The organism is Clostridium bornimense (genome assembly GCF_018917145.1).
Taxonomy (GTDB): domain Bacteria; phylum Bacillota; class Clostridia; order Clostridiales; family Clostridiaceae; genus Clostridium_AN; species Clostridium_AN bornimense_A.
Genome location: NZ_JAHLOD010000005.1, coordinates 84,463 through 106,558, shown reverse-complemented (window position 1 = coordinate 106,558; position 22,096 = coordinate 84,463). Strand labels below are relative to the sequence as shown.

20 protein-coding genes and 1 pseudogene are annotated in these 22,096 nt (G+C 26.8%); 5 read left to right on the top strand and 16 right to left on the bottom strand.

Annotation, left to right across the window (positions count from 1 at the left end; translation table 11 throughout):
- Positions 1-137: pseudogene (locus KQI30_RS17000) on the top strand (IS110 family transposase); the annotation flags it as partial.
- Positions 138-890: 753 nt separating this feature from the next.
- On the top strand, positions 891-2,273 hold the full coding sequence (locus tag KQI30_RS03180) for a methyl-accepting chemotaxis protein (RefSeq protein WP_216461730.1): 1,383 nt from the start codon (positions 891-893) through the stop codon (positions 2,271-2,273).
- 56 nt (positions 2,274-2,329) lie between these two features.
- Here the strand turns inward: KQI30_RS03180 and gshAB are convergent, their stop codons facing one another.
- The 4 genes from gshAB to KQI30_RS03160 form a co-directional block, all read right to left on the bottom strand.
- Positions 2,330-4,627 (bottom strand): bifunctional glutamate--cysteine ligase GshA/glutathione synthetase GshB, encoded by a 2,298-nt coding sequence (gene gshAB / locus KQI30_RS03175; protein WP_216461729.1) that lies wholly within the window; start codon positions 4,625-4,627, stop codon positions 2,330-2,332.
- A 302-nt stretch (positions 4,628-4,929) separates the two neighbouring features.
- A complete protein-coding gene (locus KQI30_RS03170; RefSeq protein WP_216461727.1) occupies positions 4,930-5,562 on the bottom strand; it encodes an alpha/beta hydrolase in 633 nt (210 codons plus the stop codon).
- Positions 5,563-5,634: 72 nt separating this feature from the next.
- Positions 5,635-5,913, bottom strand: a complete 279-nt coding sequence (locus tag KQI30_RS03165; RefSeq protein ID WP_216461725.1) for a hypothetical protein — start codon at positions 5,911-5,913, stop codon at positions 5,635-5,637.
- A gap of 92 nt (positions 5,914-6,005) precedes the next feature.
- Positions 6,006-6,239: a hypothetical protein gene (locus tag KQI30_RS03160; protein ID WP_216461723.1), complete on the bottom strand. Its 234-nt coding sequence runs from the start codon at positions 6,237-6,239 to the stop codon at positions 6,006-6,008.
- Between the two features lie 195 nt (positions 6,240-6,434).
- Here KQI30_RS03160 and KQI30_RS03155 point away from each other — a divergent pair, with 195 nt between their 5' ends.
- On the top strand, positions 6,435-6,641 hold the full coding sequence (locus tag KQI30_RS03155; protein WP_216461735.1) for a hypothetical protein: 207 nt from the start codon (positions 6,435-6,437) through the stop codon (positions 6,639-6,641).
- 96 nt (positions 6,642-6,737) lie between these two features.
- Here KQI30_RS03155 and KQI30_RS03150 read toward each other — a convergent pair whose 3' ends face one another.
- The 4 genes from KQI30_RS03150 to KQI30_RS03135 form a co-directional block, all read right to left on the bottom strand.
- Positions 6,738-7,205 carry a chemotaxis protein CheX gene (locus KQI30_RS03150; RefSeq protein ID WP_216461722.1) on the bottom strand — a complete coding sequence of 156 codons (468 nt, stop codon included), beginning with the start codon at positions 7,203-7,205 and terminating at the stop codon, positions 6,738-6,740.
- 313 nt (positions 7,206-7,518) lie between these two features.
- Positions 7,519-10,278, bottom strand: a complete 2,760-nt coding sequence (locus tag KQI30_RS03145; RefSeq protein ID WP_216461721.1) for a penicillin-binding transpeptidase domain-containing protein — start codon at positions 10,276-10,278, stop codon at positions 7,519-7,521.
- 197 nt (positions 10,279-10,475) lie between these two features.
- Complete coding sequence (locus tag KQI30_RS03140) at positions 10,476-10,613, bottom strand: hypothetical protein (protein ID WP_216461720.1); 138 nt, start codon at positions 10,611-10,613, stop codon at positions 10,476-10,478.
- 78 nt (positions 10,614-10,691) lie between these two features.
- Positions 10,692-11,174: a flavodoxin family protein gene (locus tag KQI30_RS03135; protein ID WP_216461719.1), complete on the bottom strand. Its 483-nt coding sequence runs from the start codon at positions 11,172-11,174 to the stop codon at positions 10,692-10,694.
- A gap of 134 nt (positions 11,175-11,308) precedes the next feature.
- On the opposite strand from KQI30_RS03135, the gene KQI30_RS03130 reads away from it, so the two are divergent.
- On the top strand, positions 11,309-12,199 hold the full coding sequence (locus KQI30_RS03130) for a DMT family transporter (RefSeq protein WP_216461718.1): 891 nt from the start codon (positions 11,309-11,311) through the stop codon (positions 12,197-12,199).
- 69 nt (positions 12,200-12,268) lie between these two features.
- Positions 12,269-13,546, top strand: a complete 1,278-nt coding sequence (locus KQI30_RS03125; RefSeq protein ID WP_216461717.1) for an LCP family protein — start codon at positions 12,269-12,271, stop codon at positions 13,544-13,546.
- A gap of 138 nt (positions 13,547-13,684) precedes the next feature.
- Here KQI30_RS03125 and KQI30_RS03120 read toward each other — a convergent pair whose 3' ends face one another.
- The 8 genes from KQI30_RS03120 to KQI30_RS03085 all read right to left on the bottom strand — a co-directional run bounded on the left by KQI30_RS03120 (position 13,685) and on the right by KQI30_RS03085 (position 22,033).
- Positions 13,685-14,293, bottom strand: coding sequence for a class I SAM-dependent DNA methyltransferase (locus KQI30_RS03120; protein WP_216461734.1), 609 nt, complete (start codon positions 14,291-14,293; stop codon positions 13,685-13,687).
- The gene (locus KQI30_RS03115) at positions 14,293-15,267 is read right to left on the bottom strand and encodes a WYL domain-containing protein (RefSeq protein WP_216461716.1); all 975 of its coding nucleotides are present in this window, start codon (positions 15,265-15,267) and stop codon (positions 14,293-14,295) included. Before KQI30_RS03115 ends, KQI30_RS03120 begins: the two co-directional genes overlap by 1 nt.
- Positions 15,254-16,519 (bottom strand): helix-turn-helix transcriptional regulator, encoded by a 1,266-nt coding sequence (locus tag KQI30_RS03110; RefSeq protein ID WP_216461715.1) that lies wholly within the window; start codon positions 16,517-16,519, stop codon positions 15,254-15,256. The genes KQI30_RS03115 and KQI30_RS03110 overlap by 14 nt, the downstream gene beginning before the upstream one ends.
- Positions 16,520-16,628: 109 nt before the next feature.
- On the bottom strand, positions 16,629-17,852 hold the full coding sequence (locus tag KQI30_RS03105; protein WP_216461714.1) for an RtcB family protein: 1,224 nt from the start codon (positions 17,850-17,852) through the stop codon (positions 16,629-16,631).
- Positions 17,853-18,077: 225 nt separating this feature from the next.
- Positions 18,078-19,160, bottom strand: coding sequence for a mechanosensitive ion channel family protein (locus KQI30_RS03100; RefSeq protein WP_216461713.1), 1,083 nt, complete (start codon positions 19,158-19,160; stop codon positions 18,078-18,080).
- A 248-nt stretch (positions 19,161-19,408) separates the two neighbouring features.
- Positions 19,409-20,065 (bottom strand): TIGR00266 family protein, encoded by a 657-nt coding sequence (locus KQI30_RS03095; protein ID WP_216461712.1) that lies wholly within the window; start codon positions 20,063-20,065, stop codon positions 19,409-19,411.
- Positions 20,066-20,103: 38 nt separating this feature from the next.
- The gene (locus KQI30_RS03090; protein WP_216461711.1) at positions 20,104-21,360 is read right to left on the bottom strand and encodes a sensor histidine kinase; all 1,257 of its coding nucleotides are present in this window, start codon (positions 21,358-21,360) and stop codon (positions 20,104-20,106) included.
- A complete protein-coding gene (locus tag KQI30_RS03085; protein ID WP_216461709.1) occupies positions 21,350-22,033 on the bottom strand; it encodes a response regulator transcription factor in 684 nt (227 codons plus the stop codon). Before KQI30_RS03085 ends, KQI30_RS03090 begins: the two co-directional genes overlap by 11 nt.
- Between the last annotated feature and the right edge of the window lie 63 nt (positions 22,034-22,096).

The following is a 22,096-nucleotide window of genomic DNA, read 5'->3' as shown; positions in this document are numbered from 1 at the left end:
ATGATGAAGCATTAATTCACAAACATAAAAGGGCACTCGCACTAACTGGACGAAAACTTGTAAGATTGATTTTTTCATTGCTACGAAATAATCAACTCTATACCTCTAACGAGGTAGTTGATAAAGTAACAATTTAATAGTCACTTTTGCCGTTCGGTTCCCTGTAAAATTTTGGAATCAGAATGAGCTTTATTAAAGTTACCCTTTTTTTAATAAGACAAACTAGAAAATTTCCAATTTTAAAGTTTTTTTATCTTGACATATTACCAGTCGTCTTTCTCTAATTTTAAACTACATTTTCTATTCTACGCTTCTATAAATTACCTTGTCAAGTTTTTTTTGTAATTTAAAAGGTGCTGTATATTAATTATTGTAACAGCACCTTCTAATGGTTTATACAGCAACAATTTTATAACTATAAAAATTAAATTCTGTTTAATATCAAATAATAAGGTACATGGGAGATACAATTAAATAAATACTAAATGTATTTATAATAATATTAAACAAGATATTCTATAAATTCTTATAAATGGGTCTAAGAAAGAGTAATTCATAAACATTTTAAAATAGTTATTTCTAGTGCTATAATAAATCATCTTATTTTATTATAGCATAGAAAAAAATGTTTTACATAAAATAAAGTATTTTTGTATAGTTTTACAATTTTTTATTTTCTAAATGTGACTATATACAACAATATAAGTGTATTTTTTTATGCGTAATTCATATATATAAAATATTATTAAAATATTTTTTGTTTTTGATATATATATATATCAAAATTTGTTTTTTCTTTTATTTTATGTAGTTATTGTTAAAATTAAAGTTTTTTACTATATATCGATAATAAATTTAGGTACATATAATTTATATACGGGGGAGATATTATGGAAAGTTATAACTTATTAGAAAAAAACAACAGGAAAATAGATAAACAACTTTATAAGGTTTGTCTTATTTCATCAATAATGTTATTCTTAGATTTCATTTTTGTTTTATCTTACAAAGGTACAAAAATATTAAATTATAGAGATATGACGTTTTTTGTATCAAGTCTTATACTACTTTGTCCTATAATATATTACAAGCTTTCACTTGATAAAGAAAATTTTAAGAAAGTAGTTATCTATACTTTCAATTTTGCATGTATATTTGGTTATTTAACTATGTGGGTATTAATACCTTACTTATTAATTACACCACTTTTAATAGCTAGTCTATATTATGATAGCAAACTAGTTAAAAATCTATTGATATATGATGCAATACTAATGATTATATGTAATTTATTACAACCAATTTGTTTTGGTGAATATTCTCTTCACAGGTCTTATATGGAGGTTACCCATATTTCAGTGTATTTTACTATTCAATTAATTATTGTAGGAGCCTTAATTATATATAATACCGAAAATTCTAAAGAACTTTTATTTAAAAGTCTTGAGTCAAATAAAAATCTTGAATCTATGATTAGAAATACAAATGGGTTGATTACTACTCTTAATACTTCATTATCAGTTCTTAGTACTAGTGTTTCTGATTCTAAATGTTCAATGGAATATATTCGTAACACAATACAAGAAATATCATCTAACTCATACGATATACTAGATTCTGTTATTCTAACAGACGATTCAGTAAATGATATAATTTCAGATATTGATACTACTTTAAGCAAAAATGAAGAAATTCATTATTACAATTTAAAAATAACGAACATATCTAATAAGATAAAAGGTAAGTTCGATAATATATTACCTTACTTTAATAATATAAAGAAATCTATACAAAATTCTAAAGATAATATTGAATCTTTACAAGATAAAGCAGTGCTAGCTCTTGAGGCAATAAAACTAGATTCATTAGATACTAATAATGCTATAGAATATGGGAAAAGGGTCATGGAAATAACAGAAGAAATCAAATCTACTTTAAATCAAATTACTAAAGAATTTTTTGCTGTTATAAACGAGGTGGAGAAGTCTACTAATAGTTTTGATAAAGTTTTTTCTGTACAATACGAAATTATTAATCATTTATATGCTATACATGAAATAATGAACAACTTACATTCCAAAGGATTCCTGATAAAAGATAATATGAGTAACTTAAAAACAATGAATGAAAAGATAAATGAATCATTGATAAAAATTACTAAAAATATTGAAACATTAAGTTCTAATTTTTCTGATATATCAGATCAAGTAACCTATATAAATGATAATGCTAGAAAAATTGGAAATCATAAATTAATGAGAACTGTAAATTAAATTATATAGTTAATGGTGGTGTCGAAGAAATGAGTGTGACACCACCATTAAAGTTATTATATCAAATTTAATAACTTTAGTATATGAACAGCTATATTTCTTTCTTTTCCTTTGTATGGAAAACTATGAATATGGATAGCCGGATTAAAGTTTAATTCAATTATTGAATAGTTAGACTTAGCATTATTATAATCTTCAATAATCATATCTACACCACAAATTTTAGCCTTAACAGCTTTTGCAGAATTTACTGCTATTTCCTTAAATCTTTCATCTATTTCGTCTGTATAATCTATACTGTCACCACCAGTGCTAATATTGGAATTTTCTCTTAGGTAAACTACTTCTTTATCAGTAGGTACATAATCAAAATTCTTATTTTGTTGCGCTAGAAACAATTCTGCATTAGAATCTAATCTAATCTTTTCTAAAGGTGTTCTATATTTAATTCCTCTCAAGGAATCTTTATTTTTCTCTTCTACTAATTCTTTTATAGAGTGTTTGCCATCACCAATAACATTTGCAGGAACTCTATGTAATATTCCTACTACTTCATCACCAATTACTAAAAATCTATATTCTTTTCCTTTTATAAACTCTTCAATAAGTACTGTATCATCATGATTAAAAGCAATCTCTAAAGCCGTAACTAAATCTTTTCTATTTGCTCCTTCTGTAAATATACTTATTCCTGAACCAAAATTAGTAGACTTTGGCTTTACAACTATAGGCTTATTTACAAACTTTCTAGCAACATCATCAATATCATCTATAGATGTAATTTCAATTCCTTTAGGTACATTGATACCACTATCTTGTAATACCTTTTTTGTGACTACTTTATTTTCCATAATAAGAACTGATATATAGTTATCAGCTGCTGTTTTTGTTGCTTGTTTTACATATTGTTTTATTCCATTATTCTCTAGTAAAATAAAATTATCATTATTATCAATAACTTTGGTTATTATTCCTCGCTTAATTGCTTCTTTCATAAGTATTTGAGTAGATAATTCTAAATCTTTATATCCACATAAAGTAAATCTATTTTTATAAGCTAAACTCTTATATTTAAGTGATAAATTTAAATTAGCATTAACATATCCTTCTTTTTTAAACTTTTCTCCCATTCTATATGCATAAGTTAATTTACTATCTTTAATTCGATTTATAATATCATCAATAATTTTATCTTTACCTAAACATAATACATCATTTATCTTCTTAATTTTAATTAATATATCCATTGCCCATTTTTCTTTTGAAACAGACTTACCATTATTCTTTAAAACTACATCATTTTGACCATTGTTAGCAATGAGATTCTTATTTTCAAGAGCTTCTTTTTGCCAGTCTTCACAATAATATTCATCATCGAGTAATGAAAATATATTAAATATTTGTAAGAAGTATAAATCGTTTAATGCTATTCCGCCTTTTTCAAATGGATTTATATCAATGCTTCTGTATTCAATATAGTTAATTCCATCTTCTGTAAGAGACTTGAAAAGATCCTTATTATCTTTTGCCTTCAATCTTACAGGATTATACAACTCTTTATATGTATCTATTATCTTATCATCTATAAAAGACTGTATACTTGATATATATTCTTCAACAGTTTCATAACTTGGAAATAAATCGATTTTATTTTTATATCCACATTCACCATTTCTAAAAGATAATGCACCATTATTAGAAAAACTATCATGAGATAATTTTTCTAAATTCTTAACACATTCACATACATAGCTTTTATGTACAGCTGCAGTACCACCTAATATATAGATTAGCAACCAATTATATTTTATGTAACTTTTAGCAACTTTAAGATAAATGCTATTTTTGAATTCTTTAAAACTTATATTAGTATTATTAGTTTCATAAATTTTATATAAGAACTCCTCTGTAAATGAAAAATTGAAATGAATACCTGATATAAGTTGTTTTTTCCCACCATACTTTTCTAAAAGTCTTTCTCTATATCTAGTAGCATTTTCATCTTCGTCACCAAAGTTTGCAATTGGTATCTTTTTATTCTTTGATATAGCACATGGCATAGATTGTGGCCATAAATATTCATCACTTATTTCTGTAGCTACAATATCGTAAAGTGCATTTGTAAATTGGTATAACTCCTTAAGATCTTTAAAAGTAGGTGTTATAAGTTCAATTTGACTTTCTGAAAAATCTGTTGTTATATATGGATTTTTATTTTTATTCCCAAAAACTATTGGGTGTGGAGTAGAAGCTAAGTTTCCATCCTTGTCTATTCTTAGCATTTCACGCTCAATAGCATAATTTCCTGACAATAATTCTTTATTCGTAAACAATTCTTTGAATTTTTTTAACATTTGCTTTCACCTTTTCCATAATAAATAGCATTATTTTTATAAAATTAGCATTATATAAGTTATAGTTATCAATATTCTATTATATAGATACTTATCTATATATTATAAATGAAACTATGTTATTGTACAATAAATTAGATAAACCTTAACAATATGTTTCACAATTTATATGCAATCTATTCTAATAGATAGGCTTAAGGTTATAATAAAAAGTGTGATGATAATAATTTCTAATCTCATCACACGTAACATCTTAAACTTATGTATTATTTCTAAAGTATATCTAAATACAAATAAATTTTCTATATAGTATCTTTTAAAAACTTGTCTACTTCCATAATAGACCTTTTGAGCATATCGATACTAAGAAATACATCACAGCATTCTAGACTATGATTACCATTTTCTATTTTAATTACTTTTATATTTTCATCTTCAAACATTTTATCAATATGATACTTATTAATCATTGGGTCATTAGTACCTGTAATTACTAATGTTTTATAGTTTTCCTTATTTTCATATGTAGCATCAACTGGTGTTAGTAAAATATGTACTTGTTCAAAATCATCAAATTGATTACATATTCTTGTTATTACCACTGTTCCTATACTTTTTCCAATAAAAACAAGCTTTTTGTATCTTTTATTTAATATTGATTCAATAGCTTCTATAGTTTCTTTCAGTAAATTGCTAATTTCTTCATCATTATTTGTATCAAGAGGTTTTTTTGCTATTTGAAAACCATATTCGATAGAAAATATATCAAATCCTTTATTAATACATAGCTTAGATGTAAAATTCAATAAAGGCTTATCCTTTGTATAACCCATGCCAGGTAATATAATCGCTAAAATATCACTATTTTGATCTATTAATAAGTTTTCTAGTGATACACCCCAAGTAGAAGATATTTTTACAATTGTTCTTTCCATCTAAAACAACTCCTTAATTTAAAAAGGCTTATATGCAGTTAACTGAAATAAGCCTTTTTATCATTAAATCAATTATAGTATTTTTCTTACATAAAAACCATCATTATAGATATCTTTGTCGTATCTAATCTCAATATTGTCAATAATTTCTCTGTCTTCTTTACTAAAAACGAAGTTAATATCATTAATTTTTTCCACATCATCCTTTTTACCTTTAAAACTTATAGATATTTGATATGCAGGTTTGCCACATCCTCTAAAAGGCTTAATTCTAACATAATCAGCACTTGTGTCTTTTAATAATTTTAATAATGCTTCTTTTACTTTCTCATCAAATTTTATATTCAACATTATCCCCCCAATAAATTAATACTATTTAGGATATATCACATATTACATGAAATAGTATAATAATTTATAGCATGCTAGTATTATATAACTTGCTATTTATCCTTTTTCTCAACTTCTTTAAAATTTTCAAGTAGTTTACTATCGCTATTATATTTATCCATTACATATTCATCATATAATTGATCTTCATTTGAAAAATCATCATCAATTTTAAGATCTTTTAAATCTTTAGCTATATTTATTGATGACGGGTCACTTTCTTCCATATGACTCAAATTGTTTTTATGACTTTCTAGAATTTCTAATACTTTATGTTTTTCTTTCATTTTATATCACCTCTTATGAGGTTATTCTTTGTTAATTACCTGTCTTTTTATACTATATCACTTTATGCTCTAGATTATTCCCAATTAATAAACTTTTAACAAAACAAGCATCTTTTACTTTATTTTTATTGAATTAGTCTATTAATATAGTTAGTTTAATAAAATATATTGAAGTATTTATGGAGGTATATTATATTGACAAATAAGAAAGGCAAAGCTAAACCTAATAAACCTAAAAAAGTAACTGTTATAACTTCTGAAAAAAGAATAAAACCTAAGAAAGAAACTATACTTTTGGAAATAAGAAAAGACGAAATTTTAGGAGACTTTTATAACGGCTTTGAAGTTATAAAGCCTGTTAAACATTATGGCAAATACTATGTATTAGTAAAAAATAAATAGACAATTGAATAAAATAAGTATTTGTAGGGCAACAGGTATTATATACTATATTTTGTCTATGTTCTATTAAATACCTGTTCCCTAAATACTATATGATTATGCTACTGGAGCTTCTAATGCTATATTCACTTCCATTAGCATATCTTCTATTCCCATTTCTAAAGATAATACTTTATCAACATTTGTACTAACTGATACATCACCATGAATTAGTACTGGTGGTGAAATATCTATACCTATACCGCTATTTGCAAAATTTGTAGCAGCATTAGCTGTTAACATATTAATAAGTTCTGAAACAGCACTTTTAGACATTTCATCTAGAATATCTACAGGCATTCCCATCATCATTTTTGATGCAATACTTTTAGCATCATCTTCAGATAATAGGTAGATAATATTTCCTTTTATATCTCCTATTATACTTATAACTATACCTACTCCTTCTCCTTCAATTATTTTACCTTTTAGTGCCATTCCTTTTTTCTCTACATTATTTATGCCTAATTGAGGCATTATATTATTAAAAGCTTCTAATATCAAATTTATATGATTTGCATCCACAATTATCCCTCCTATTTTTGAATATATAATAATTATCGTGTAAATTTAAAGTTAACTTAATATTAATTAATATTAATTATTTTTTATTTACTTAATATAGAAAGAATACTATTGTTTTTTGTCATAGATTATTCATTTTGTGTTATATATTTTTCAACAACTTTTGAATTCTCACAGTAAAGATAACGTTTCCTATGCCCTATTATAGTAAATAATCTTATAAACAAATCAAATTTCAAATTAATTTCATCACCATTATACGCAAAAAACCAGTAGATTTGATCTACTGGCTTATAAAATTTATTTAATCCATTCAGTTATTAGTATCAGTGTTATCTTTATTACCATTAAAATATGCATCCATAACAGCATAATTAATTGATCCGTTTTCTTTACCAAAGTGACCATTAAATACTACGGATACCACAACTATTTCAGGATCTTCTACTGGTGCAAAAGTTGCAAGCCATCCATAAGCTTCTCTGTCATAACTTGCTTGATCATTATCAAAAGTAGCAGTACCAGTTTTACCAGCAACAGTTACTCCTAATTTGCTAAATATTCCATTTAATTCTGCATTTCCGCTGATAACTTGCTTAAGTCCCTCATTAATTGTACTCATTATTGATTTATCAAGATTAAGTTGATCTAATATTTCTGGTTGTTGTTCAAATACTACATTATCAGAAGCATCGGTGATTTTATCAAGTAAATGAACTTTATATCTTGTTCCCCCATTAGCATAAGTTGCATAAGCTGATGCTAATTCTAAAGGGGTTACGTTTGTAAGACCTTGCCCGATAGCTGCATTATATGAGTTGAATTTTGCAGTTATTTGAGAATACCCATTGGAAATAATTTGACCTTTCATAAAATCCATTAAAGATAAATACTCTGAATTAGAAATATTTCTTCCTTTATATAAAGGATCATTAGCATTCAATTTTTTAAATAACTTAGTTAAAACATTACTATCAAAGTTTCCTGTCTTAACTTGTCCAAGTATAACATCCCTTGCCTCTTCTCTTAACTTTTTAACATTATCACTTAATCCATCAGTTTTAAGTGATAAATCAAAATAAGGATAAGTATAACTATATTTTCCTTCTGTATATTTTCCAGTCTTTAATCTATTTACTATGTTAATGTAGATAAGAGGTGCTTGACTTTCTACTGCAGAGTAATGATTATAAACTTGACCAAAATTTTCACTTATTTCTATTCCTGTTGAAGTAATAGCATTTTTATTTTCAGGATCAGCTCCAATTCCAAATCTCCATGCATAAGCAGCAATACCATTTTCCGTATAATTAACTTTAAATTCGTCACTACTTTTAGCTTTATCAATATTAGCAAATTTTCCATAAAGAAGTCTTGAAGTTTCCATGAAATAAGCATTTGAAGATTTAGCTAACGCGCTTACAATATTCATATTCCCAAGATACCCGTCTTCAGGGAACGGTCTATTAAATCCATCACCATCATAATAGAAACCAGCATCTTTTACAGTAGAACTAGTAGTAATTACACCTTCATTTAAACCAGCATAAGCAGTAAATGTTTTAAAGGTAGATCCAGGTGGTATTAATGATTGAGTAGCGTAGTTAACCATTGGTTTTGCAATCATATCTTTTAAGTCTTCCCTTTGCTTATTTTCATTCATTGGAAAAAGACCATCAAGATACGTCATACCATTTAAACTGTTGCTCGGATCGCTTGTAACTATAGTTTTACCAGACCATCCTTTTTCTTTAATAAAGTTTTCGTAAAACTCATTAGTAAATCCGTAATATTCATTATACTTTTCTTTACTTAATCCATTAACTTCTGCAAAGTCATTAGGATCAAAAGTGGGTTGTGACACCATTGCAATTACTTCACCTGTCTTAGCGTTTAATGCTACAACGGCACCTCTATCAGGCATTGTAGTTTTACCAGTTGTTCTATTTGATCTAGGCTTTTTCATATTTTCTTCTAAAGCATTTTCGGCAGCTTCTTGTACTTTCCAATTCACAGTTAAATGAACATTTTGACCTTGATATGATTCTCTTTTTGCTAATTCAGATATAGCTCTACCAAATCTATTTACTTCTACTATTGATGCACCTTTAGAACCTCTTAATCTATCTTCAAAAGCTTCTTCTATTCCAGATGCACCTTTTGTATCCGTACTAGCATCATATCCTTTTTCTTCATTTTTCTTATCATCATTTACTTTAGAAACATATCCAATAAATGCTGCCCCCATTTTTTTGAATGGATAAACTCTTTGTGGCTTTGTTTCAATATTTATACCAGGCATTGTTTCTAATTGTTGTTCAAAGACAAAAGCAATATCTCTATCTAAACTTGAGGCAATTGTAACAGGTTTATAACCTTTATAACTTTGTAACTTTATTGCATACTTTACAACTACCATTCTTCTTTCATCTTCTTTTGAATATACACCTGTTGGTATATTATACATCTCTTTTGAAGTTAAAAAATCATATGTATCTTTTGCATTATATTTTTCAGCTTCTTTAATAATCTTTTTTGTTTGCTTATCATCTAACTTTGAATAATCTTCATCATACTTTTTATTTGCTAGATGATCCATAAGACTTATATCTATTTTAAACTGCCTTTCTTGAAGTTTACGTCCTTCATCGTCAACGGCATTAAATTGAAATTCATAATTATCTCCATTTAGTTTAATTGGAAAATCATCATCGATATCAAGGTTATTTTCTTGTAATATCTTAAAAACCTTTTTCATAGTGTCATAAAACTTATCTGTACTTTCTTCAGCTTCAGTAAAAGTAAGTGCAAACATTTGTTTATCATAAGCTAGTAACTGACCATCTTTTGAAATAATATTTCCCCTTGGAGCTTGTTCCTCCACAAGTCTATGAGAACCGCTTTTAGCACTTTCACTATAATATGTGTGATTACGAACTTGTAAATTAATAAGTCCCATTCCTATATATGCACATATTAGTACTACTGAAATTTTTAATGCTCCATATCGTGTTATAGATTTTTTGAATTTGTGTCCGTAATTATCATTTCTTATTCTATAACTATTTTTCACTTTAATTTCTCCTTATAGTATTTTTTGTTATAACAATAATATTATAACAATAATATGAAATTAATAGAATATAATTTTTATCATTTTTTGTAACTTACAAAGAAAGTGTTTTTACGAAACAAAGTAGTTCATTTTTTAGTAAAAAACTGCTCTATAGTGAACGCAACTAGTAAAAGTTATCAAAACTCCACAGTCAACTATACAAGATTAGATAACATTACAAATCCAGTTAGTACAATTCCAATATTCCTTTCCCATTTATTTCTATGTTTGGTGCCATCTATAATTAATACTATATCAATAATTAATGTTAATAATACCAATAAAATTATCATAAGACTCACTCCTATAAATCCATATATTTTATTAAAAATCATCTTATTCATATAGCAAGACTATCACTTGTTCTATATTTAATATAATTCTATTACCTTATTTGCAATACGTTCACCAAAAACTTCAAACATATATTTACTCTTTTCATAATTTTCTTTAGTTGCTACTGGTCCTAGATGTAAAAATGGTTGTCCTAAGGCTGAACCTCCGGAATATACCAACATTCCTTTTACCATTAAGTGATTTATAATAGTTAACATACCTGTCGCAGCTCCACCTTGAATATAGTCCGCAGTAGCGAATACTGCACCGATCTTTCCCTCAAGATTGTAGTTTCTTGATTCATCAAACCACTTTTTCATTTGCCAACAAGTATTCGCATAGTATATTGGTGTGCCAAAAACTACCGCTTTACTTTCATTCAAAAAATTTTCATCAATATTATTTATATCAAATACGCCTACTTCAATATTGTTAACATTTTTCATACCTTTTGCTACTATCTCGGCCATTTCTTTAGTTTTACCACTCTTGGTAAAATATAATATAGAAATTTTCATAATACATCCCCCTAAATATTGTATTTACTACTATAATTATATCACCTTGTTTAAATATTTTTTGTATTAGCTTAATTTTACAAAAGTAATATATTATAATTATAACAATGACTTTATACCTTAGGAGGATTTTTATGAAAAACAAAAGATTTTGTGGAAGCATCTTGCTTACTTTAACTGCTTTAATATGGGGAACTTCTTTTGTTGCTCAAAGTGTAAGCAACAATTATATTGGCTCTTTTACTTTTAATGCTATTAGATTTCTAATAGGAGGTATTGTGCTTATCCCAATAATATTTACTGTAAATAAGTTTAATAAAAAAGATGATAAAATTGATAAAAAACATGATTTATTTCTGGGTGGATTTTTATGTGGAATTGCTTTATTTATTGCCAGTACACTCCAACAATTTGGTATATCTTCAACATCAGTAGGTAAAGCAGGTTTCATAACTGCTCTTTACATAGTAATAGTTCCATTTCTAGGTGTATTCCTGAAAAAAAAGCTATCTTTTAAAACTTGTATTAGCATTTTAATTTCTATTATTGGACTGTACCTTCTATGTGTAAAAGAGAATTTTTCTATTGGAAAAGGAGATATACTAGTGCTTTGCTGTGCCTTTTTCTTTGCTATTCACATTCTTCTTATTGATTATTTTTCTTCCAAAATAGATAATGTTAAATTATCTTCTATACAATTTTTCGTAGCTGCCATTTTATCTATAATTTTTATGTGCATTTTTGAGAATCCTAAACTTTCTTCAATATTATCTGCATGGTTTCCAATATTATATGCTGGTATTCTTTCCTGTGGTGTAGCATATACCCTTCAGATTATTGGTCAAAAAAATACTGATCCAACGATAGCATCTTTATTACTTAGTTTAGAATCAGTTTTTGCTACTATATCAGGTTGGCTTATTCTTGGTCAATCCTTAACTTTTAGAGAACTTATAGGATGTATTTTAGTATTTACCGCAATTATATTGGCACAACTTCCTAATAAAAAAAAATATAGTCAATGACATATTTTTTATGCATTTAACATTAATTTAGTGTATTATAATTATGTTTGAAGAAATGGTGGTGAATTAATGAATAAGAAAAATAGAAAGAAAATGAGAAAATTTACTAAAGTAATTAAACGATTATTTCTTTTATTTTTAATATTAGTCTTAGTGGGCTTTGTATGGACTTATGTAAAATTATCATCTTTGAATAATGGTAATGAATCAACAGCTACAGCTAAAGCCAGTTTAAAAGATCCAATAAATATACTTATATATGGAATGGATAATGTGCCAGGTTCTCCAGCTAGTAGAACTGATACTATTATGATTATGCATTATGATCCAAAAACAAAAGATACCACTTTAGTTTCTTTACCAAGAGACACAAAAATTTCTCAAGATGTTTACGAGCCTCAAGTAATAGGAAGAACTGCAAAACTAACAGAAGTACATTATGATTCACAACTTGCTTATGATATTAATACTGCTCGTGATAACTTAATTAATACAGTAAAGAACTTTTTTGGAATTTATAATATAAATTATTATGTATCTATCGATTATAGTGGATTCTCATCAATCATTGATGCTATTGGTGGTGTAGACGTAGTACCAAAGTATAATATGAAATATCATGACCCTGTAGATAATTTAGTTATAGATTTTGATAAGGATAAAAAATATCATTTAAATGGCGAAGATGCACTAAAATTTGTTCGTTGGAGAAAAAATGATGCAGGTATTGATAGCGGCGCTGATGGTAGTGACTTAGGACGTATTGATAATCAACGGTATTTTATTGATTGTCTTATCAATGAACTATCTTCTCCATTAGGAATGATTAAAACGCCAATACTTATTAGTAAAGGCTGTCAATATGTAAAAACTGATCTTCCTGCTAACAAAATCCTTATATATGCTTTATCTATACTGAAATCTGGTAGCGATAGTTTAACTTCAGAAACACTAAAAGGAACAACAAAATATGTAGATGGAGCTGATTACTTTATTTATGATTCTACCGGGAATAAAGAAATTATTGATTTGCTAAATGATGGTGAAAGTGAAAGTACTGTAGACATAAATAAGGATAATATATCCATAAAAATCATAAATTGTGCTGGTGAAGATGGTTTAGCAGGAAAGTTAAAAGAAAAGCTTGCAAATAATTATGGATATAACCGAGATAATATCATAACAAAAACTGGTTCTTCTTTAGAAAAAACTAGTTCAATTATTGTAGATAGTAGTAGTTCAATCTCTGATTTTGATTCATTATGTGATGAAATAGGTATTGAAAATATATCCACTAAAAGCGGCTATGACAGTGACATTACAATTATCATAGGTAATGATTATTGATTGAAACTATATATTTCCCATAAATATACAAATGTTAAAACAAAAGGACATACGGCAACAGTAACTTTATATCACCTGCCTTATGCCCTTTTTTTATGTACTATATTCCTCAATCTTCAACATTCATATTTATTAATTCTACTTTACTGCTAATAATATAAATAAAGAATATTCCACAACTTCATCATCTATATTTTTCATTCCGTTATAAAATGTATATGATGTAACACTTTTAAAACCAACTTCTTTTATAATATCTCTTAACCATTTCTGATTAAATCCATTATGACCATTAAAATCTTTTTCATTTTTATGAAATCGTCCATCTTCTTCATTGAGGTCTACAATACATAAAGCCCCATCTTCATTTATTAGATTATATAACTTATTAATTAAATTCTTAACATCAACTATATGATGTAACGCCATTGAACTATAAATAATATCATACTTTTCCTTTATCGATACATTATTAATATCACAACATTTAGAGTTAATATTTTTTAAGCCTAAATTACAAATTTTCTTATTAACAATATCAATCATTTCTTCTGAGCTATCTATAAGCGTTATATTTTCCATTTTATCAACTAAGTTAAATGAAATAAGTCCTGTACCACATCCAAATTCCATTGCATTTTTTCTATCCAGTCCATTCAAGTTTGATAACATTTCTTCTGATATTATCTTTGCCCTTTTGATTCTTCTAGGAGTATCCCATTCCTTTGCAATATTATCAAAATACATCAATCCACATTCCTCTCAATAGCATTTTTTACTCTTTCTACAATCTTTTCTTTAATAGTAGTAGGCTGTAACACTGTAATGTATGATCCTAAACTTAGTATCTTGCGTATTATTTCTTCTTCCTGAAATGTATAATAATACAAGGTGATTTCATAAATATTATCTTTTAATATCTTACTAGTTCTTTCATAGGATGCAAAGGTCATAAAACATCTTTCCATTGCTTGACGTTGATCTTTTACTTGAAAAATAATAGGCTCCCTACAACGTTTATCTTTTCTTAATTTCTTATATATTTCTCCTCTTTCTAATTTACACTCATTATTATTTGCAATTCTTATATTAGACATAGATGAAAGATTAACAATAACTACTCTTTCTTCCTCAATGTAATACATGGCTATTCTCAATACATTACTTCTTATGTCATATTCTATTTTAAGAGGCATAGCTCTCTTATTTTTACAGCTTTTATTATCATATATTATTTCTTTATTGTTTTTTATAGCGTTTAATAAAACATTAAAATTTTCAATAGGATATTTACTTTTAAAAGTATCCTCTATGTTAGTTTTTTCAATTATAGAGGTAATATCAATTTCTTCATCGATATCTAATTCTTTATCTAGTTTTCTTGCTAAGTCTTCTCCTAACAATTCTCTACACACCGTATCCTTTAACATTTCATTTATCCATATCTTCTCAACTCTTGTAAATCGTATAGGAACTTTTCCTCCTACAGAGTAAAACTTATCTTCTTTCTTTTCTAATAGATTAAAATTATCATTACTTTCATATTGATTCAGCATTAATCCTTGAAAAGATTGTTGATTTTTACCGATGACTTTTTCATCATATTCTCCATCATTAATAATCTCAATTATTTTCTCTTCTTCTAATCCAGATACTGATGAATTTAATATTTTAGTTATTAACGAAAAATATCTGTTTTTACTTTCTTCAAATAGCTCCATAATTTTTTAATACCTCTATCCAATCATATTTAATCTTCTTTTTAAGCCATTTAGGTTCTAATATAGTGATATAACCACAATATTCACGAAACCAAGGTATCATTTCCCATGAATCATTAACTTCTAAATTAAAATAGTATTTTCCTTCAATAACTTCCATTTTATAATTTATCAGTTCACTTTTTATTTTATTCAATATATACTTTTCTTCACTTTTAACATTTACAACAAAACGTAGTTTCTCATAGCATCCATCTCTATTATTAGGAACGGCAGACCAACTTTTATTCATTGTTTTTTTATATAATTCATCTTTATTAATTATTTTTTGATCACCTTTTACAATCTTTAAATCCGATATTCTATCCATTCTAATATTTATACATTTACTTTTGTTATTAAAAGCTATTATATATAATCGTCCTTGCTTTGTATCATATCGTATTTTATATGGATATAATATTTCTTCTTTATCAGTATTTCTTCTTTTTATTGTAGACTTGTACTTTATTCCAAAGCCTTTACTGATAGCTTTAATAATATTCCATAATATCTCTTCTTCTATAATTGGATGGCAATGAAGATTTTTATACTGAAATATTTCTTTAAAATCCATAGCAAGTTTTCTTTCCTGAACTATATATTTCTTTAAAGTTTCCTCCACATAATAACCAGCTACAATAGGCATTTTTATGTTTTTATACAAACTTATAACATAATATAGTCTCTCTAACTCATCTTCTGAAAGAGATTTTAATACATCATTTGCAATAGAGTAAAAATGTGTTCTACCTACCTTTTCTATCTTTATAATACCCAGTTTTTCTGACATCTCTCTCAATTTTCTTTCTATAGTTTTACTTGAAATATTATCTATACTCCAACGAGAACTTAGATTATTTTCTATATCATTTAAAGCCTTTTTATTATCATCAATAATTGATAGTATATAAAAATATAATAGCAAAGATGTTTTTGTAAAGCTTTTATTATAATAAGTATTTACTAGAAAATTTTTGTTGTTAGTTATTGGATCGTAGCTCAAATTTAAAAGTTTATTCCTTCCATCCTTATCTATTTTTATAAAGTCCTTTTCTATATATTGACGTATTCTTCTTAGTTCATAACTTATCTTCCTAGAACTTAATGTAGTTTTTTCCTCAAGTCCATCTAAAGAAAAACATCCATACAAAAATATACTTCTAAGAATAACTCTTATATTATCATAATGCTTTATAAAATCGCTGAACATATAGTACTCCTCTTTTCAATCTATGAAACTTAGATATATACATTAACATAATTATACAACGCCTTAACCATATTGTGGATTCTCGTAAAGTTTTTCACCTAAAAATATACTATTTGCTTGCCTTAAAATTATAGACAGGTTTTATTATTTCAATGTCTTTAACAGTTTCATCAAGATATTTTAAAATCTCATCCATTGACTTATAAGCCATCGGTGCTTCATCCAGAGTATATTCATTTATTGATGTAGTATATATACCTTCCATGGATCTCTCAAACTCTTCTAAAGATAATACTTCTTTAGCCTTCTTTCTACTAAAAACCCTTCCAGCTCCATGAGGGGCAGAATAATTCCACTGTTCATTTCCTTTTCCTTTGCAAAGTATACTTCCATCACGCATATTAATTGGAATTAATAACTTCTCATTTTCATAGGCAGATATACTACCTTTTCTTATAATATTATCTTTAAAATTAATATAGTTATGAACAGTATGAAAGAACTCAAAATCATCTAATTTCATATTAAAAAGTCTATCTAAAATAATATTAGCTATTGTTTCTCTATTAAGTGTTGCATATTCTTGACAAATTTTCATATCATGTAGATACTCTTCACGATATTTTCCTGTTAAAAAACATAAATCTTTTGGATATTTTGGCATCAAATCTAAATATTCTTTTTGTAACTCTTTTAGTGCACTTTGTATCTCCTTTCTTCTCCCTTCTGACTTATATTTTAATATTAATTCATCACGGTCTTTAAAATATTTCTCCTTGCCACTGCATAAATCTATAGCTAATGATTGATAATATTCTGCCACTTGCTTACCAAGATTTCTACTTCCAGAATGAATTACTAAAAAATACTCTCCTTTATCATTTTTATCTATCTCTAAAAAATGATTTCCTCCACCTAAAGATCCAATAGCTCTTTCGATACGGCGTGTTTTATTAATTTCTCTAATACATTTAAGAGATGCCAATTTTGGAAAGTTTGTTACCTTTCCTTGATGCACTTCAATTCCACATGGTATATATTTTCTTATTATTTCATCTAACTTTCTAAAGTTAATATCCACTTTTCCTAATTCAACAGTTAACATACCACACCCAATATCAACACCAACTATATTCGGAATAACTTTATCGCCTAAATTTGCAGTAAAACCAATAACACATCCAGCACCAGCATGGGTATCTGGCATTATTCTTATTTTACTTCCTTGTACAAAACTTTGATCACATAATGTTTTTATTTGACTTTTCGCTTCTTCTTCTATCGTGTCTGTAAAAACTAATGCGTCACTATACTGTCCTTTTATTTCTATCATTATAATTCACCTTTCCTCTGTTAAGTTATATTTTAGAATATATTGTATCAATATTACAGACAAAAACATTGCAATATTTAATAATTAGTTTTATTAGTAATATAATAAATAGGAACATCTGTTTGCATATCGATGTATTTAGTGGTAGAATTTATAAATGAATAAATGATTTTCCAAGAAAAAGTATAAAAGGTGAATTTATAAAATTCACCTTTTATACCATATCTATTTTTCTGTATTTTTTGATGGATCTGAAATATAAATAGTTTGACTTGGAAATGCAATTTCTACGCCTTCACTTTCTAATATCTTCATAATTGCTATATTAATCTTTTCTTTTTCTGCTAAATATTCAACCCATTCACTTTTATTAATATAAAAATTTAAAAATATATTCAAGCTACTATCACCAAAACTATCAAAATGACATATTATAGAGTCATTGTCTACTTCCTTACTTTTATATAACATATCCCTTATTTTATCTACTACAATTGTAATTTTGCTAATCTCAGTTTCATATGATATACCAACAGTAAATGTTGCTCTTCTAGAATCACGTCTTGAATAGTTAATGACTGGATTACTTGACAGTTTTGAATTTGGTACTGTAATTATTGCTTTATCAAAACTTCTTATTTTTGTTGTTCTAAAAGATATATCTTCTACTATTCCAACACCAAAGTCTGTTTCTATATAATCACCAATAGAAAATGGTCTATCCGCTATAATAATCAATCCGCTAAATACATTAGTAAGATAATCTTTTGCAGCTAAAGCTATAACTGCTGAAAAAACACCAAAACTTGCAACAACTACACTTATATCGTAATTCCATGTTTGAAGTATTAAAGTAGCTCCAATTATCAACACAATAAGCTTCATTAATCTTGAAATTAAAACGCTGGCACCTTTATCAAGATTAAAGTTAAATATTCCTTCTGCACGTTCTAAAATAATGGAATTAACATCACAAAGATTCTGACCTGCCCACACAAATATACAAATATTAATGCTTATATATACTTTATTAAAAATATTACGTTTTATATAATCAAAGGTAAATGGAAATATGTATAGTGCAACAAATACACCAAACACTAAAACAATAAATATTAATGGTTTTTCTATTGCGGAAACTACCTTCTCCTTTATTCCAAGTCTAGATCTACTAGGAAATTTTAAGATAATTTTAAGAACCAATTTTACTACAAATTTACTTAACGCTAATGATACTATAAGTATTAAAATAGAAATTAATATATTTATATTTTCTCTTGAAAATAAAAAGTCAATAATATCCATCATGAAAATTCTTATCCTCCTTAGAAATCTTAATGATTTCACAATTCAACTTTTCTTAAGTGTATCTAATTTATTGTCATAATCAACACTACAATCCCCATATTCATGACCATCCATCATAATTTCACTAATCTTTATTTTATCCATAGGTTTCGGATAAAATCATCTATCCATTAATTAAACTATTCTATATACAATTTTATATTTTCACCATCTAAGTCCTTAAATTTTTGACGATTTTACACGACTCCTTACTTAGACTGAGATTGCATAATGTTTGCTGGATTTCTTGTTTGCAACCATATCTCTCCAGGTCCTTGAAATTTACATACCAATCCTTCGCCACCAGCTATTGATCCAAAGAAACCTGTCGCTAGTTCTGTAGTATATCTTAAGTTGCTATCCCATAATACTAAATGATTTGAATCAACAATATATGTTTCTCCATCATAAAGTGTTTTCTTATGAATAGCACCATATGAACTTATAAAAAGTGTACCCTGTCCCATAGCCTCCATTTGTATTAATCCTTCACCTGATAACATTCCATTAAGTCCACCTGATTTAGTTCTAACTTCAATTTCTGATGTAGAAGCTAGAAAACTGGATTTACCTAATCTATAAGTTTTACTTCCATCCATTTCTATTATTTCAATATCTCCAAGAAATTGAGGAGCTAATAGTAACTCACCGTCTGCCTTCGCGGTAAAATGTTGTATAAACATTGATTCTCCTGAAAACAGTCTACCTAAAGTTTTACCTAACCCTCCTGTTTTAGCTTTAATATCAAATACATCACTCATAGATACCATAGCTCCGGCTTCTACTGTGTACTTATCCCCGATTTTTGCATTAATTTTTAATACTTTATTTGTATTTCCATACATCAGTTGAAATTTCTCTTCCATTAATAATTAACCCCCTTTTGTATATTATATCATGTAAATTACTTCCTGAAAAAACTAATTATAAAAGCGGTTCCTTTTCCTTCCTCGCTTTCAACTTTAATTTCCCCATCTTGTCCTTCTATTATAGTCTTAGCTAAAGATAACCCTATACCAATACTTTTAGGATCTTTACTACCTTCGCCTTTATAAAACCTTTTAAAAATGTTCTTTTGCATTTCCTTAGGTATACCTTTACCATTGTCTCTAATATAAACTTTAGTAATTAATTTGCCATTTTCAACTTCAATTTCTATTTTTCCACCTTCTTTTGTATTTTCAACAGCATTTTTAATAATATTAGTAAAAGCCTCTGCAAGCCAATCTTTATCATGAAGTACCATTGATTGTACATCTCCGGAAACTATAATTTCTTGATTTTTATTCTTTATAGTTTCTTTAAGTGGTGAAATTGCAAGTTTTATTGTATCTTCTAGCGATTCTAATTCTCTATGAAAAACTACAGCTCCAGCTTCTAATCTACCTACTTTAAGTAAATTCATAATAAGCCATTCCATCCTGCTAAGTTGTTCATCACACTTATTTAGAAAATTTACTCTATCAGTATACGGCATATCTTCATTTTCTTTTAATAAGTCATTTAACATTATTAGTGATGCTAGTGGCGTTTTTAATTGATGTGAAATATCAGAAAGATAATCCTTTAGGTTTTCCTTTTCCTTTGTTAATAAATTTATAGAATTATTTACTCTCTCACCCATATAATTTAATGATGAAATTAATATTGCCATATCACCTTCATCGTAATTACCATCAATACTTTTATACTCTCCATAAGACATAGCTGAAACTCTATTTACTATTTCATTCATATTAATATAAATTCTTTTAAGCTCCTTTATGTAAAATAAATATAAAAGACTTAAAAAAAGAATAAAAACTGTCCCAAATATAATAAATAGTTTCTTTTCTAAATAATTGCCTACCTCATTTGTACCTTTGGACATTTCTTCACTGTAACCATAACTTCTAAGTAACTTTTTTGCTTCATTAAACTCATCTTTATTATGTTTTTTAGGTAATTCTTTTATAATATCAGCTACATCTATATCCTTATTAAACTTTGAAATAATAATTGTATTATTCTCAATAATTTTTCTATTAATATCTTTAGTTATTAAAATAGCACTAGCACCAATAACTATAATAGATATTACTAATAAATAAAAATATTTTTTTGTTATTCTTCTTACTTCTGGATTCCTATACAGTGCCTTAATGCTCATATTAACTTTCATCACCAATCCATCTATAACCAATACCACGAACAGTTTCTATATAAGTTATAGTATCATCTTCACCTAACTTTTCTCTAAGTCTTTTTATATACACATTTAAAGTCTTTTCTTCAACAAAGTTTCCTTCCACATCCCAAAGCTTTTCTAAAAGCTGCTTCCTTGTTAATACATTACCCTTATTTTCTATAAGCATTAACATAAGTTTATATTCTATTGAAGTTAATTGTAATTTATATTTTCCCTTATACACTTCATATTTTAACGGCAATACAACCAAATCTTTACATACTATTTTATTAGTAATATCCTTATTGAAACTTTTTCTTCTAACTACTGCATTTATTCTAGCTATAAGTTCCCTTACTCTTATAGGTTTGGTTAAATAATCATCTGCACCAAGATCCAGTCCTAAGACAACATTTACTTCTTCATCACATGCTGTTAAAAATATAATTGGTATATCACTTTTACCTCTTATTTCTTTGCAAAATTCATAACCATTACCATCTGGTAATGCTACATCAAGTAAAATAAGATCCAAACTTTCAGAACTTTCTATACTTCTTGCAGAACTTAATTTATTTGCAACAGCAACGTCATGTCCTTCATTTTTTAATGAATATTCTATTCCCATTGATAAAGTTTCATCATCTTCAATTAACAAAATTTTCATACATTCACCTCATTTATATTATAAAGCATATACTAAAGGGCTGCAAAATTTTGCAGCCCTTTT

Bases quoted from the DNA above. Each gene is read 5' to 3' on its own strand.
- KQI30_RS03180 (WP_216461730.1), top strand. From the start codon at position 891: ATGGAAAGTTATAACTTATTAGAAAAAAACAACAGGAAAATAGATAAA.
- gshAB (WP_216461729.1), bottom strand. From the start codon at position 4,627: ATGTTAAAAAAATTCAAAGAATTGTTTACGAATAAAGAATTATTGTCA.
- KQI30_RS03170 (WP_216461727.1), bottom strand. From the start codon at position 5,562: ATGGAAAGAACAATTGTAAAAATATCTTCTACTTGGGGTGTATCACTA.
- KQI30_RS03165 (WP_216461725.1), bottom strand. From the start codon at position 5,913: ATGTTGAATATAAAATTTGATGAGAAAGTAAAAGAAGCATTATTAAAA.
- KQI30_RS03160 (WP_216461723.1), bottom strand. From the start codon at position 6,239: ATGAAAGAAAAACATAAAGTATTAGAAATTCTAGAAAGTCATAAAAAC.
- KQI30_RS03140 (WP_216461720.1), bottom strand. From the start codon at position 10,613: ATGATAATTTTATTGGTATTATTAACATTAATTATTGATATAGTATTA.
- KQI30_RS03135 (WP_216461719.1), bottom strand. From the start codon at position 11,174: ATGAAAATTTCTATATTATATTTTACCAAGAGTGGTAAAACTAAAGAA.
- KQI30_RS03130 (WP_216461718.1), top strand. From the start codon at position 11,309: ATGAAAAACAAAAGATTTTGTGGAAGCATCTTGCTTACTTTAACTGCT.
- KQI30_RS03125 (WP_216461717.1), top strand. From the start codon at position 12,269: ATGAATAAGAAAAATAGAAAGAAAATGAGAAAATTTACTAAAGTAATT.
- KQI30_RS03120 (WP_216461734.1), bottom strand. From the start codon at position 14,293: ATGTATTTTGATAATATTGCAAAGGAATGGGATACTCCTAGAAGAATC.
- KQI30_RS03115 (WP_216461716.1), bottom strand. From the start codon at position 15,267: ATGGAGCTATTTGAAGAAAGTAAAAACAGATATTTTTCGTTAATAACT.
- KQI30_RS03110 (WP_216461715.1), bottom strand. From the start codon at position 16,519: ATGTTCAGCGATTTTATAAAGCATTATGATAATATAAGAGTTATTCTT.
- KQI30_RS03105 (WP_216461714.1), bottom strand. From the start codon at position 17,852: ATGATAGAAATAAAAGGACAGTATAGTGACGCATTAGTTTTTACAGAC.
- KQI30_RS03100 (WP_216461713.1), bottom strand. From the start codon at position 19,160: ATGATGGATATTATTGACTTTTTATTTTCAAGAGAAAATATAAATATA.
- KQI30_RS03095 (WP_216461712.1), bottom strand. From the start codon at position 20,065: ATGGAAGAGAAATTTCAACTGATGTATGGAAATACAAATAAAGTATTA.
- KQI30_RS03090 (WP_216461711.1), bottom strand. From the start codon at position 21,360: ATGAAAGTTAATATGAGCATTAAGGCACTGTATAGGAATCCAGAAGTA.
- KQI30_RS03085 (WP_216461709.1), bottom strand. From the start codon at position 22,033: ATGAAAATTTTGTTAATTGAAGATGATGAAACTTTATCAATGGGAATA.